At 55.4% G+C, this 14,041-nt stretch carries 11 protein-coding genes; 7 read left to right on the top strand and 4 right to left on the bottom strand.

Annotated features, from left to right (window positions below):
* The first annotated feature begins 8 nt into the window (after positions 1-8).
* The 5 genes from rsxD (at position 9) to AS89_RS0110820 (ending at position 6,549) form a co-directional block, all read left to right on the top strand.
* Positions 9-1,061 carry an electron transport complex subunit RsxD gene (rsxD, locus tag AS89_RS0110800; RefSeq protein WP_010132634.1) on the top strand — a complete coding sequence of 351 codons (1,053 nt, stop codon included), beginning with the start codon at positions 9-11 and terminating at the stop codon, positions 1,059-1,061.
* A complete protein-coding gene (rsxG, locus tag AS89_RS0110805) occupies positions 1,061-1,756 on the top strand; it encodes an electron transport complex subunit RsxG (protein WP_010132635.1) in 696 nt (231 codons plus the stop codon). Before rsxD ends, rsxG begins: the two co-directional genes overlap by 1 nt.
* Positions 1,756-2,469: an electron transport complex subunit E gene (locus tag AS89_RS0110810; protein ID WP_010132636.1), complete on the top strand. Its 714-nt coding sequence runs from the start codon at positions 1,756-1,758 to the stop codon at positions 2,467-2,469. The genes rsxG and AS89_RS0110810 overlap by 1 nt, the downstream gene beginning before the upstream one ends.
* A 653-nt stretch (positions 2,470-3,122) precedes the next feature.
* Positions 3,123-3,842, top strand: a complete 720-nt coding sequence (locus AS89_RS0110815) for a TetR/AcrR family transcriptional regulator (protein ID WP_010132638.1) — start codon at positions 3,123-3,125, stop codon at positions 3,840-3,842.
* Positions 3,843-4,053: 211 nt separating this feature from the next.
* Positions 4,054-6,549, top strand: a complete 2,496-nt coding sequence (locus AS89_RS0110820) for a transporter substrate-binding domain-containing protein (RefSeq protein ID WP_010132639.1) — start codon at positions 4,054-4,056, stop codon at positions 6,547-6,549.
* A 135-nt stretch (positions 6,550-6,684) separates the two neighbouring features.
* On the opposite strand, the gene AS89_RS0110825 is transcribed toward AS89_RS0110820, so the two are convergent.
* The 4 genes from AS89_RS0110825 to AS89_RS0110840 form a co-directional block, all read right to left on the bottom strand.
* Positions 6,685-7,833 (bottom strand): SO2930 family diheme c-type cytochrome, encoded by a 1,149-nt coding sequence (locus AS89_RS0110825; RefSeq protein WP_010132640.1) that lies wholly within the window; start codon positions 7,831-7,833, stop codon positions 6,685-6,687.
* Positions 7,826-9,133 (bottom strand): parallel beta-helix domain-containing protein, encoded by a 1,308-nt coding sequence (locus AS89_RS0110830; RefSeq protein WP_033230338.1) that lies wholly within the window; start codon positions 9,131-9,133, stop codon positions 7,826-7,828. The genes AS89_RS0110825 and AS89_RS0110830 overlap by 8 nt, the downstream gene beginning before the upstream one ends.
* 402 nt (positions 9,134-9,535) lie before the next feature.
* Entirely contained in the window at positions 9,536-10,135 is a 600-nt protein-coding gene (locus AS89_RS0110835; RefSeq protein WP_010132643.1) for a Yip1 family protein, read from the bottom strand.
* A gap of 435 nt (positions 10,136-10,570) precedes the next feature.
* Positions 10,571-11,635, bottom strand: coding sequence for a branched-chain amino acid aminotransferase (locus AS89_RS0110840; RefSeq protein WP_010132644.1), 1,065 nt, complete (start codon positions 11,633-11,635; stop codon positions 10,571-10,573).
* A 294-nt stretch (positions 11,636-11,929) separates the two neighbouring features.
* Here AS89_RS0110840 and AS89_RS18685 point away from each other — a divergent pair, with 294 nt between their 5' ends.
* Positions 11,930-12,484 carry a hypothetical protein gene (locus AS89_RS18685; protein WP_138976393.1) on the top strand — a complete coding sequence of 185 codons (555 nt, stop codon included), beginning with the start codon at positions 11,930-11,932 and terminating at the stop codon, positions 12,482-12,484.
* Positions 12,481-13,776 carry a hypothetical protein gene (locus AS89_RS0110850; protein WP_010132645.1) on the top strand — a complete coding sequence of 432 codons (1,296 nt, stop codon included), beginning with the start codon at positions 12,481-12,483 and terminating at the stop codon, positions 13,774-13,776. Before AS89_RS18685 ends, AS89_RS0110850 begins: the two co-directional genes overlap by 4 nt.
* Positions 13,777-14,041: the final 265 nt, after the last annotated feature.

The following is a 14,041-nucleotide window of genomic DNA, read 5'->3' on the forward strand; positions in this document are numbered from 1 at the left end:
GAACTCTCATGTCCCTGATGCGAATCACATCTCCCCACGCCCACTCCGGCCAGAGCACCACGAAGGTCATGGCCACGGTGGCCGCTGCGACCATTCCCGGTGTGCTGGCACTGGTGGTCTACTTCGGCCCCGGTGTGCTGTTCAATATCGCCCTGTGTATCGCCACCGCATGGCTCACCGAAGCGGCCGTGATGCGGCTGCGCAATCGTCCCGTGGGCTTTTACCTGAAAGACAACAGCGCATTGCTCACGGCCGTGCTATTGGGTATCGCCCTGCCGCCCTACTGCCCCTGGTGGGTACCGGTGATTGGCAGCCTGAGCGCCATCCTGCTGGCCAAACAGCTCTACGGCGGTATGGGCTACAACCCGTTCAACCCGGCGATGGTCGGCTATGTAGTGCTGCTGATCAGCTTCCCGGTGGAAATGACGCGCTGGGTTGGTGCTTCTGAACTGATTCAGGGTACACCGGACCTGGGTGAAACCTTTGCGCTGATTTTCGGCAACATGAATGTGGATGGGTTCACCCGTGCCACGCCGCTGGAAATCGTGCGCCACAATGAGTCCACTATCCTCGCCCAGCTCTACGAAATGGAGCCAACGTTCAGTAAAGGCAGTGTCGCTGGCCTGGGCTGGGAAATGGCCAACTTCGGCTTCCTGCTGGGCGGCCTGTTCCTGCTGTTTCGCCGCCTGATCACCTGGCATGCCCCGGTAGCCATGCTGGTGACCCTGAGCGCACTCTCCATTGTCTTCTACGATGGCGGCAGCTCCCTGAGTGAGGGCTCTCCCATGCTGCACCTGTTCTCCGGTGCCACCATGCTCGGAGCCTTCTTTATCATTACCGACCCGGTGAGCGGCTGTACCAGCAACAAGGGCCGCCTGATCTTTGGTGCCGGTGTCGGCATCCTGGTGTTTGTAATCCGTGCCTGGGGGGCCTACCCGGACGCGGTGGCATTTGCGGTGCTACTGATGAACTTCGCCGCACCGTTTATTGATAACTACACCCTGCCCCGCACCTATGGCCACAAGGCCGCGCGCAAGGCCACCGATCTGGAGGAACAGTGATGCTGAAACGCTCCATCGGTAAGAACGCGGCTGTCCTCGCGCTGTTCGCTCTGGTGACCGCCGGCACCCTGGCGATCACCCAGATCACCACCAAAGAGCCTATCGAGCGCGCCATCCGCGAGGCATCCGCCAAGGCGCTGCTGGAAATCATCCCCATTGAGCGTCACAGCAATGACCTGCTGGTGGACACCTACCCCATTCCCAAACAGTACTGGGCAATGCTCGGGCTGAAAGAAGGGGGAGACATAAACTTAGCGCGGGAAACCGACGGCACCATCGATGCCGTCATTATTCCCACCGTGGCACCGGACGGTTATTCCGGCCCCATTCAAATGCTGGTTGGGGTCAACCGCGACGGCACCATTGCCGGGGTACGGGTTACCAACCATGCGGAAACACCGGGCCTCGGCGACAAGGTCGAAATCAAGAAGAGTGACTGGATCCTGTCGTTCAGCGGCCGCTCTCTGAGCGACCCCACACGCGAGCAGTGGAAGGTCGAAAAAGACGGCGGTGCCTTTGACCAGTTTACCGGCGCTACTATCACACCGCGGGCGGTGGTAAATCAGGTGCGTACGGTCCTCGACTTTGTCGCCCAGCACCAGCAGGCAATTTTCAGTGCACCGGTCTCCAAACGTGCGGTTGAGGTCCAACAACCCGAGAATACGCAAGAGCCACCCAAGGGAGAGCAAAACTGATGGCCACCCCGGATTATTCGGAAATCTCCCACAACGGCTTGTGGAAAAACAACCCCGCGCTGGTCCAGCTACTGGGCCTGTGCCCGCTATTGGCTGTGACCGGGTCCGTGGTGAACGCCATCGGCCTCGGGCTCGCCACTACCGCAGTACTGGCCTGCTCCAATCTGGCGGTATCACTGGTGCGCCACCAAATGCCCGAGACGGTACGCCTGCCCGCCTCGGTCATGATCATCGCCACCTTCGTAACCTGCGCCGAGTTGCTGATGAAGGCGTTCACCTACGAGCTGTACCTGGTCCTCGGTATTTTTATTCCGCTGATCGTGACCAACTGTGCCATCCTCGGCCGCGCCGATGCCTTCGCCAGTAAAAACCCGGTGTTGCCCTCACTGGTGGATGGCCTGATGATGGGGCTGGGCTTCAGTGCGGTACTGATTGTGATTGGTGCGGTGCGGGAAATTATCGGTCAGGGCACCCTATTCAGTGACATGGACTTATTGCTCGGCCCCATGGCCGCAAACTGGACACTACCCATACTGGGGCAGGACTATTCCGGCTTCCTGGTTGCGGTGCTCCCCCCCGGCGCCTTCCTGGTTACCGGCCTTTTGATCGCTGCCAAAAACGCCATCGATGCAAATATTGAGCGTCGCCAAAAAGCCAACACCAGAATTGTCAGTGGCAGCAAGCGGGTGCGCACCACCGGAAAAATTTCCTAAAAAGCGCTCAAAAAAGCTCCCGAGAAAATGCCCGAGAAGACTGCCGAGAAAGCTTCCTGAAAATTTTTCCCAGAAATAATTTTTGCGCAACAACAGCGCGACGAAAAATAAAAAATTCCCCCTGTGGAGGCACAACAAAAAAAGCCGGCAAATCGCCGGCTTTTTTGTTGTGTATTCCCCAAACGAAATCCGACTATCGATCCGGCGAATGAATGCGAGTGGCCTCGACTGCACCTCCACGTTAATTCCTGTTGCGGTACACAAGTACAAGTTGTAACGGCAATTTACGCTAGATTCCGAAGTATCATTCAGTACATTCCGAAGCATCCTTCGACAAACAAGCAGTGTAAGTACTGGTAATGGGATTTTTTTCACAAACATTGATTTGCCGCTAGCCAAGCGATATTTCATCGCTAAAATAGCGCGCACGTCCGATATGCGTCTGAGCGGTCAAACCTAAGCGTAGATTCAACGAAGTACTTTTCGTTAGACTCTCAAGATAAACAACAATAAGACCGACTCAACCCGGGACCAGAGACAGTGAACAGGCAACGCAGCCCACTCTTGATTAATCACGCTATTTTCATCTGGATTACGCATTACCTGATTTCCAATAGCTTTTTGCCCCCTATTGCAAAGGAAGTCGCACAACCATGACTTTAGACAACGGAAAGTCTGAACTGGTTTACCAAGGCCGTCGCGCGCAACGCGCCGATAGCCGCCAACGCCGTAAAGCAATTTTGGAAGGCACTTTGCGCCTTATCGTCAAAGAAGGCATCCGTGGTATTCGCCATCGTGCCGTTGCCAAAGAAGCGGAGGTCCCTCTCGCTGCAACCACCTATTACTTCAAAGACCTCAACGACCTGATCAGTGACGCCTTCACCTATTTCGTCGAAAAAAATATTGATGAAACACGGTCGCTGCAGGAGGAAAGCTTCGCTGCCGTGCGCCAGCTCCCCAGTGAGCAACTGCACTCTCCAGAAGGCCGCCGACAGCTGACACAACAGCTGACCCGCTTCGTGCTTGCCCATATACGCACCCAGGTAGCCAGTCGCGACAACCGCATCATTGAGCTGGCCTTTAAGAATGAAGCCCTGCGCAACCCGCAGCTCACCCGCGCCGTGCGCATGGCCAGCCAGTCGATTGAAAATCTCATCGTGGAATTCTTTGAGTTGCTGCAACTCACTGACCCACTGGCCGCCGCCCAAATCGTATATGGCACCATCCTGAACCTGGAATTCCAGGTGTTGAATGGCGCTATCGCGGTGGACTCACCGCTGCTCGAACGCGCGGTCTCCTTGATGGTGAAGCGCCTTATTCCGGCTCAGGCGACCGCGGCAGCAGCGCACACCGCACGCCCACAATTCGCGTAATCCTGACCCTCCCGCGCAATTTGCAGGTGGCGGCCGTCACCTGCAAAACGGCTCTCTCCAGCCCTCAACTCCCCAGCCCCCAACTCCCCAGCCCTCAGAACCTTCCCCCTCACCGCTACCCTACTCCAACAACCGCCGATTTGACCGCCATCCAAGCCACGCCCTGAGGACGAGCTAGACTGATAAAGACGTCATTGGAAGTGTTAGATGCATGGTCATGGAACTGCTGTCTGCCCGCCCTTCGAGTAAGTATTTCCCGCATCGTGCGGTAACGATTTGTTTTGCTGTGTTGTTGCTACTGCTCACCTCGGCATGCAACCGCCAGGACGATGCTGATGGTGGAACGGACAAGGGCGGGAAGCATAGCGTCGCGCCAGCGGAACAAGGCCAAAGCGCGGAAGCTGCGGCCAGTGACAGTGACAGTGACAGTGACAGTGACAATGACAATGATAGTGACCGTAGCGAAGATGGAGCGGACACGGCTGCCGCAGACCAAGCACAACAGCAACCAGACGACGCCGAAGAGCCGCTCAGGCCTGCGGACAAGGGCGACCTTCGCCCGGAAGCAAACTGGCGCCCAGAAACTTCTGGGGAGTACCCCATTAACGCCTATAAAAATTATGAGGAAACCGGCGATCTCGAAGCCATCAAAAAGCGCGGCATACTGCGCATCCTAGTGGATATCTCCAACGTCGATACGCTCCACCGTGAGGCCACCCAGCAAGATATCGAGCTGGAGGAGGCGAAACGGTTTGCCCGCGGCCTCGGCCTGGAGCCTGTGGTTCTGTATGCGGAAAACTTTGACCAACTGATGCCGCTGCTTAATAGTGGCAAAGGCGACATCATCGCCAACAATATGGTCATTACTGACGCCCGCAAAGAAATCGTGAACTTCTCCACTCCCACCGACGACACCCAATTGATACTGGTGTCACGTACCGATGTCCCGGACGCCAAGGAAGGGGAAGATGGCGAGAAGATCTTCGACGGCAAAACCATTCGCGTCACCAAGGGGACCGTGTTTGAACCGCTGGCCCGCAAACTCTTGGAACAATATCCAGGCCTGAAACTCGAAGTAGTCGAGAAAAACTATGTTGAGTTAATGGTTGATGTTGCCGAAGAAAACCTCGACCTCACCATCGTTGAACAGCAGACCTTCGACCTGGTCACCCAGTTCAAGGACAACGTAAAGGCCAACTATGTGTTTCCCAAGGAACTGCAACTGGCCTGGGCAGTGCGTAAACAGTCCCCGGAACTGCTTGAGGAAATCAACAAGTTTGTGCGCGACAGTATGCTCACCCGTGTCGTCAAGCGCTCGGTGGCTGATCTCGATGAAATCCGCGAGCGAGGCTATATCCGGGTTGTCACACGCAACCATCCCGGAACCTACTATATGTGGAAAGGTCGCATTCTCGGGTTCGAATTTGAACTTGCCCAGGATTTTGCCAAAAAAGAAGACCTCCGTCTCGAAATCGTGGTCGCTCCCACCCATGCAGACCTTTTGACCTTTCTGAAAGACGGCAAGGCAGACATTGCCGCAAGCCTGCTGTCCGTCACCGAACGCCGCGATAACAGCGGTATGGACTTTGGCCGCCCCTACATGAAGGAGCGGGTCGTCGTGGTCGGGCAGGATGACGACAATATCGACAGTATCGAAGAACTTGATGGCAGAACCATTTATGTACGCAAGTCGGCGAACCACTATGAGATCGCGCTAGAGCTCCAGAAAAAAGTACCGGGGGTGAAAATAGAACTGGCCCCGGAGGAGCTCAACATCCAGCAAATTATCGACAAGGTCGCCGATGGCGAGTGGGACCTCGCGATAGCCGATCATGTGTCGGTCAAACTTGAGCATACCTGGCGCAAGAACATCGATGCCCTGATCGATTTACATATCGATGACAACGTGTACGCATGGATGGTAAGAGAGAACAACCCGAAACTACTCAAAGCGGTGGAAAAGTTCTTCGATAGCAAGGGGACACAAAAGAAAATAGCGATACTTTACAACAAGTACTTTGACTCACCGAAACGGACACGCCCAGAGATCAATGAGCTGAATGCCGAGGGCAATATCTCGCCATTCGATGAGTATGTAAAAAAATACTCCGACGAGTACGATTTTGACTGGCGCTTGATCGTGGCACAAATGTACCAGGAGAGCACCTTCAATCCCAAGGCCAAGTCCTGGGTGGGTGCACGAGGCCTGATGCAGGTAATGCCCGACACCGGCAAGCAGGTGGGTGAGAAGAACCTGTTCGACCCGGAGACCAGTGTTCGGGCCGGCTTAAAGTACCTCGAGTGGCTGCACCGCAAGTTTGAAGACAAAGGCATTAGCCCGGAAAACATGATGTGGTTTACCCTGGCGTCTTACAATGCAGGCCTTGGCCACGTCTATGACGCACAGGATCTGGCGGAGGAAAAAGGCTGGGATCGCAACGTATGGTTCGACAATGTGGAGAATGCCATGCTGTTGCTGTCGGAGAAAAAATATTATGAAAAGGCGCGTTATGGATACGCCCGCGGGCAGGAACCCTTCGACTATGTGCGTAAAATACAGGCGCGCTTCCGCACCTACGTGGCACTACTTGAGGACTACGAGCGGCGCAAGGGCGAACAGGAAACCGGGCAACTGCTCGACACCCTGTATCCACAATTCAGCCAGTGGATCGCGACACCGACCGACCATCTCGTAAGCGCCCACTAGTTTCGATCACGATTGCACCGCAAGAAAACCGGATACAGACAAAAACAGGCACAAACAAAAAGCGGACACAAACAAAAAAGGCGACGGTGAAAACCGTCGCCTTTTTTTGTTTACTGCGTTAGCGGCTGGGTGCACTCAGCTGCAATTACCCGGCATCGACGCAATCCACTCTTTCAGCAGCGCGGTTCCTTCTTCGTGGACCAGGCTGCGCCCTAATTCCGGCATCATCGCACCAGGGTCGGTGGATTCCACACGGAAGTTGAGGATGGAGTCGGACGGACTGCCAGGCACGATCGCAAACAGACGATCACCAGAACCGGTACCCGCTGCCACTGGCGGCTTGCACACACCCAGGCGGCGCATATCGTGCTCTGCGATATTGAGCATCAGGCCGGAGGTGTCCGCCGGGCCACTCGGGTTATGGCAGTGGCCACAGTTAATATCCAGGTAGGAACGTGCGCGCTCTTCCAGAGAGGCGCTTTCCTCTTGGTAGTTCACGTTGCGCGGCACTGCCGCCAGTTCCGGCAACCCCGTGAGGAAACCCATTTGCTGCCAGTACACCAACTGGTTCTGGGCTCCGTCCTGAATCGGGCTCTCGCGGTACACGTAGTCCTTGTTCAGGTGACGGGCACGCGGGCCAATGGGGCGTACCGCTTTTTGTGAGTGGTTGTCCGCATGGCAACCGGCACACTGGTTTGCATCTGGCACCACGTAGGTAAAGGTTTCCTGGCTACCGTCCTCACTGACCAGCTGCATACGCGTGGCGTCGCCGGCAATCTCGAGTACGGCATCGGTCTGGGCTTCGTTCCATACGTATGGCAGCGCTTGCCAGCCATCCGCGCGCTTCACCAGCACGCGGGTTTCAACGAGCTGTACCTTGGAGAGGTCGAGGCCAGATCCGGCAAAGTCATTGCTGTGATCGTCGGTACGCACCACCGCACCACCTTCACCCCGGGGGTAGTAGAAGGTTTTGCTGATGATGGTGCCTACCGGGTAGTCGAACTCCGCTTCACCGTATTCTGCAGAGGTGCCTTCGGGCATCCACACCGTGCGCAGCTTGTGCGCGTAGTCGGTAAACAGCGCGGTATTCAAGTCATAGGGTACAACCCGATCATTCAATGACAACTTACCGTCGATCGCCTCGACCAGGTGCCACTCGCTCAGGTTATCCGGAACAGCGTTACGTTCGTGTACTGTTACCTGCTCACGAGGTGCTTCACACCCCGCAAGCATGAGGGCCAGTACCGCACCCCCAAATAACCTGGATGAAAACAGCTTACGCATCGGCTACCTCATTCGCTGCGTGTTGCTCATCCTGAGAGGGTTCCTTTTCTTTGTCAAAATCCAAAACTACCTGGGGTAGTTTCTTCAAGCTGCAGCTGTGCGCCGCAATATCGGTGGAGATATTTTTGAAGCCACCCTGAAGGTCGACATTGATAATGCCGGCTTCACCGTTATCGATACACAGCTTCAGGTTTTCCGGCAGCTTGCCATCCACCAGCTTGTTCTTGTCGATGGCACCATCCCACAATACGTCCGGGAGGCTGCCGGTGAGACCAAACTTGGCAACTTTTAGGGCTTTCAACTGCAGATCGTCCGGGGACTCACCGCCACCGGTAAAGGTGTTGTCGTAGATATAGATGCCTTCCGGGTATGGATCGAAGTCCTCCTGGGTAGACTTGTCGCTGTAGTAGCCCGCCGCGTAGTAACTGCTGACGATCACGTTAGCGGTGTCGTTATCGGAGATCTCGTTGCTAAAAATTTCCACGAAGTCGTTGGAATTGATCACCACACCGGAACCCGCAGGGATAGCGGCAACCGGCGTACCCTCATGGCCAAAGTTCTCGTAGTTGTTTTTGAAGATCTTATTGTTGTAAACACGGGTACTGTGGCCCGGCTGTGGCAGGTTCGGCATATTGAAAACCAGGATACCACCGGTGTTATTGGTCGCTACGTTGTCATAAACGTCCGCGCCAATGGTGTTTTCAATCTCGATACCCGCAACATTGAATTCCGCACGGTTGTTGCGCACGATCACGTTGCGGCTCTGGCCTACATAAATACCAGCGTCCGATGCGCCGATCGCCACGGTGCCTTCAACCAGGGTATTTTCGGTCTGAACCGGGTAGATACCGTAGGCACCATTTTCGGTGGACGGGCCATTGGTCCACTCAACGCGAATATCGCGGATAACAATATTCTTGCCTTCATTTACCTTCAGCGCATCACCGATGGTGTCTTCAATGGCCAGGTCTTCAATTGTGAAGTTACTGGCGTTGACCAGCAGGCCCTCGGCGCCCTGGATCTGGTCTTTAAAGGAAAGAATGGTTTTATCCATGCCCGCACCGCGGATAGTAACGCCGTCGACGTTCAGTGACAGGCTGCGGTTCAGTGCATAGCGCCCTTCCGGGATTTCGATGACATCACCAGGCTGCGCTTGGATCAGCTGCTTCAGCAACTGCTTTTGAAATTGCGCCGCATCATCCGCAGCTGCGGTGTTGGCAGTGCCGGCTTCCTCTTTTTGCGAACAGGCGGTGGCCAGTGCTGCCAACAGGAGCGCGCCAAACTTAGCCGATGTCTTCATATTCTCTCCAAACATTTTTATTCGTATTGATCTGTTGCCCACGGGATTCCGGTACGAAACCCTTGCCGCGCGATAATGCGCACACCGCAGCACCGGCAAGGCCCACCCCATTCGTGACCAAAGCTTACTTTCCATTCTTAATTGGTACGCCTGTACCAATTACAGGGTACAAAGCACGTCAAAGACCCTTGCCCGGATACTATCTGCTCGCCAGCCAGCGGGCAATTCAGGAAATGGAACTTCGTCTCAATTTAACCAGTGGATTTGCGACCGGCAGGTCTAGAAGAGATAGACGAAAGATGGGAGATGAAAGAGGAGAGAAATGAAAGATGAGAGACGAGAGGGAGGGAATGGGCCTGAGAGCCCGGATACACAATCCGGGCTTCAGGGGAGGCGTACAGATCAGCGGAACACAGGGGCGGCAACAAAGCTCCAGAAGAGCACCGTCCCGACCATCACCACCACGACCATTACCAGGCACACGGTAACCACCGCGCTGGCAAACAGAAACCCGCGCTCCTCGGAGACATTCATCACGATGGGGATACCCACGTACAGTAGGTACACGGCATAAGCCACCGCCAGTGTCGCAACCAGGATATCCAACCACAAGATGGGATACAGGCCTGCCGCGCCGGCAACAAAAATTGGTGTCGCCGTAAACCCGGCGACCACGATCCCTTTCATGGGGTGGGTTTTCGCACCGTAGGTTTTCGCCATCCAGTGAATAAAATAGCCGACGGCGACCACCGCCAGGATCATGGTGACGTAGAACACGGCCACCAGAGAAAGTGCGCTATTGCTGGTTAGCGTACGGACTTCGCCGTTGCCGCCGATGTTCCAGCCAATTTCGGTCGTACCGAAGTACCAGCACAGCGCGGGCACCAGCGCCAGGATAATGACGTAAGGAATCTGACGGTTGACCCCTTTTTCGGATAAACCGGCAATTTCCTGCCACTGCCTGCGCGGTTGTACCATCAGGCCGTAGAGATGATTCAGCATTCCCATTCTCCTCACTCACGAGGAACCACACGGCTTGTGGCCGCAGGGGAGAGCCTTTCAGGGAGTCACAGACGCAATTCGACTCCTGTGTCTCAATTTGATCTGGATACTACTTATCAAAGTGAGGGATACCGCCAAAGGCCTTTCCCAACAGTTCCAGTTTCTTATTTTTCCCGGCACATTGCCCATCGCCATGCGTGCCGGCATATTTCATCGCGCCTGTTTAATGCAGGCACGTTGTTGTTGTAACACCTCCGTCATGCAAGTCAACGGAGCACCTGTATTTCCCGCAAATAAAAATGCGGTCGTTCCCCTTGGAAACAACCGCATCCTGAATAGTGCTACCGAAACACTCGAAGCGAAATTTTCGGCGCCATTATCAACCACGTAGTGAAGCCGTACGCCCGGCGCATCACATCAAAGTGTAAATACGCGTCACAAGCTGGCCGTTTGCACCATTTGCATCCAACCAAAACGATCTTCTGCACGCCCCTCCTGAATATCCAGCAGCGCCGCGCGCAATTGGCTCGCCACGGGGCCTGGTGCGCTGGCCAGGCGGTAACGGTTTTCACTGTCTCCGAGCTCGCTAATTGGGCTCACAATCGCTGCAGTACCACACGCAAATGCTTCGCTACAGGTGCCCGAGGCGACCAGCGCGAGCAAGTCATCTATATCGATTTCCCGCTCATGCACTTCGATCCCGAGGTCCCGCGCCAGGGTCAACATCGAGTCGCGGGTTACACCTTCCAGAATGGAGCCGTTTAGCGCGGGAGTGTGCAGGGCACCATCCATCACTGCAAAGAAATTCATGCCCGACAGTTCGTCTACGGTGCGGCGGTTGCCCGGATTCAACCAAAGGGACTGGTCGTAACCACGCTCCTTGAGACGCGCGATACTCAGCAACGAGGCCGCATAATTCCCGCCCACCTTGGCGTCGCCAGTGCCGCCGACCGCCGCACGGCTGTCTTCCCGCTCAACCCAAAGACGCATATTGCCGGAGTGATAGGCCTCAGAGGGACTGGCGATCACATAAAATTCATACGCGTTGCTGGCCGTCACCGAAAGGTCTGGCTGTGTGCCAATTAAAAACGGGCGAATATAAAGCGATTCACCGGTTCCCACCGGGATGAGTGTTGCGCAGTAGGACACCACCGTGCGCACGGCATCCATAAACAGGTCTTCCGGCACCGATGGCATGCATAGGCGTCGGGCGGAGTGCACCATACGTTCCGCGTTGCGCTCCGGCCTGAACAGACCGATCTCGCCGCCGCAGCGATAGGCTTTCATACCCTCGAAACAGGTTTGCGCGTAATGCAGGACCTTGGACGCCGGGTCCAGCGCCAGCGGTCCGTAGGGCACTAGCTCACCGTCACTCCAGCGACCATCCTGATAACGGGCGCGAAACATAACTGGCGCCATCACGGTGCCGAACCCCAGTCGCTCAGGGACCTCGTAACCACGTAGGCTGGCAATGGCTTCCGGTTGTATTTTTATGCTCACAAAGCTCTCCCACTGATTCTGGTGCGGTCAATCCTGCGAATTATGGCTGCAACGGGCCAGATTCCAAACCCCCAGACCAACAGAGCAGCAAATCAAGCAACAGAAAGAGCCAAAAAACATAAACTTTAGGATGGCCAACCCGCAAACATGCGCAAAGCCCGCCTCGGGCGAAAGCGCTGACCGTGATGACACCCTGCCCTGGTTGCTGACACCCGAGCCCACCCCAGTCGGCTAACAACACACTTCGTCACCGGCTTCCACCATGCCGGCGAATATTGGCACTGGGATAATTCAATGTGGCCTCGCGGCCAGCCGCGCAATGCCAGACTGTTTTTAGCAAATTTTATCTACGGTTCCGCAACGCATGGGATGCATGGCGCGAGACAAAACCTGCCTCGACGATTACCGCCAAAATCGACATCCGAAATAACGGTACCGGCGTACGAAAGCCAGTTCGCGCCGTGTCCAATGCGCGTCAATTTGTGTGGTAAAAGTCGAGTGGCGCGCGAGCCTACACCAAGAGGCAAAGCACGAAATTTACTTGGCTATACTGAAATCACATGGACGGTTATCGCCCTACGCAAGGAAAACCATCGCCAACGATTGGCAAAAGATTTTCCGGCGACACCAAAGTCCAGTGTCGACATCGACAACACACCGGGAAACCGGCAGGAAAGAACACGAACCACACTTCAGGGAGAGAAGTTCCGCGCGGAGTCGTCGGCGGCAGAAGTTTGCATGACTGCCAACGATGGAAGTAGCCACGCGGATATCGAGCTTGTCGAATTTTGTATTGCACAAAATTCTTCGGGTCAGGCAAAACATGTAATGGAAGTGGTTCAATCGTGACACAGACAGATATCAGCAACGCAGTTGCTATCGGCTTGATGTTTACAGCCTCAGCTCTGCTGTGTGGCTCTGTTGTGGCGGAAGAAAACTCCGCTCTCGACAATGCCAAGGCTCCACCTACGGCTTATATAGAGGCAGCATCAAAACCACTGGAGAAACCTAAGCGGCGACTTCGCCGGTCAGTGGCCATCGATGACTACCGCCAGCGTATCGAGGACATGGAAGCCGAGCATGGCGCCTATGGTGCGGGCATTGATGAACAGCTGATGGGGTTGGGCCATGCATTGCAACGCCACGGTGCGCATGCCGAAGCCATCTCACAGTTCCGCCGCGCGATGCTGATTAACCGTGTGAATGAAGGGCTCTACTCGCTCAACCAGGTGCCGATGATCGAACGTATCATCGAAAGCCAGATCGCGCTCAATGAATGGGAAGGCGCGAACGACAATCACGAATACCTGTTCTGGCTTCACGCAAAAAATTATGGGGAAAACGATCCGCGCATGCTCCCCATCATCAATCAGCTCAGCAGCTGGCACCTGCAGGCATACATTGATGAGAAAGGTGCAACCATGTTTGAGCACCTGATTAATGCGACAAATTTGTATGCGTTGGCAGTGGACATTATTTCGAACAATTTTGGCGCGAATGACTTACGCCTGGTCGAGGCCCTGCGCGGCTTGAAAGCCACGAACTACTATCTGGCGACTTACTCCGGCGAGCCACAAGAAGCCATCGTGATCAACACCGGGTTTGCTGGTGGCAACATGTCGAATGAGCGCCGCGCACAGCTGGACCACTATCGCTTGAATAGTTTCAGCTCCGGAAAAACTGCGATCACCAAGATCATGGATGTGTACCAGAAAAACCCGGCCTCGCCACCGGCCGCCTCTGCCAAGGCCAAGGTGGAATTGGGAGACTGGTACATGCTCTTCAACAAGTGGCACTCGGCGCGCAAGACCTACGGCGAGGCCTACCACGCACTCTGGGATAACGGCGCGACCAACCAGGAGATCGATGAAATTTTCGGGCGGCCGGCGGCCCTGCCTAGCCTGCCCCTGCTCGATGAGGATCGCGAGGCACTGGCGAATGCCTATGTGACCGTATCTTACGACGTCACCGCTTTTGGCAAGGCGCGCAACATTCGCATTCTCAGTGCCCAGCCGGAAGACAAGGTAAGCATCCGTTCGCGGGTTCGCAATGTACTGAAGCGCGCTAAATTCCGCCCCCGTTTCGAAGATGGTGAGCCGGTGGAAACAAAAGGCATTGTCCAGCGATTTGTCTTCGACTAGCACACTGGCTACGCATTTTCCGCGGCCCGAACAGACCGGATCTGCAGGCAGAAAGGAAATAAACAGTGTTCGACTGATGTATCGAGGTAAGTGAGAGCGGAGCAAACAGACTAGGCAAAAGTGGCATGGAAACACGCCCAGCTGTTAAACCTAGGGCCGCTATCGCTGTCGAACAGACAAGGAACACACGGGTCGCAGCGCTGTCGTTGCGACCCGTGAACGCATCAGGAGAAAGTGATGACTTCAAGGACGATCGCCCGTCGTT

The sequence above is a fragment of the Microbulbifer agarilyticus S89 genome (genome assembly GCF_000220505.1).
Lineage (GTDB): Bacteria > Pseudomonadota > Gammaproteobacteria > Pseudomonadales > Cellvibrionaceae > Microbulbifer > Microbulbifer agarilyticus_B.

Coding starts and splice junctions, on each gene's coding strand:
- AS89_RS0110825 (WP_010132640.1), bottom strand. CDS start 7,833: ATGCGTAAGCTGTTTTCATCCAGGTTATTTGGGGGTGCGGTACTGGCC.
- rsxD (WP_010132634.1), top strand. CDS start 9: ATGTCCCTGATGCGAATCACATCTCCCCACGCCCACTCCGGCCAGAGC.
- AS89_RS0110835 (WP_010132643.1), bottom strand. CDS start 10,135: ATGCTGAATCATCTCTACGGCCTGATGGTACAACCGCGCAGGCAGTGG.
- rsxG (WP_010132635.1), top strand. CDS start 1,061: ATGCTGAAACGCTCCATCGGTAAGAACGCGGCTGTCCTCGCGCTGTTC.
- AS89_RS18685 (WP_138976393.1), top strand. CDS start 11,930: ATGTGGCCTCGCGGCCAGCCGCGCAATGCCAGACTGTTTTTAGCAAAT.
- AS89_RS0110810 (WP_010132636.1), top strand. CDS start 1,756: ATGGCCACCCCGGATTATTCGGAAATCTCCCACAACGGCTTGTGGAAA.
- AS89_RS0110820 (WP_010132639.1), top strand. CDS start 4,054: ATGGTCATGGAACTGCTGTCTGCCCGCCCTTCGAGTAAGTATTTCCCG.
- AS89_RS0110830 (WP_033230338.1), bottom strand. CDS start 9,133: ATGAAGACATCGGCTAAGTTTGGCGCGCTCCTGTTGGCAGCACTGGCC.
- AS89_RS0110815 (WP_010132638.1), top strand. CDS start 3,123: ATGACTTTAGACAACGGAAAGTCTGAACTGGTTTACCAAGGCCGTCGC.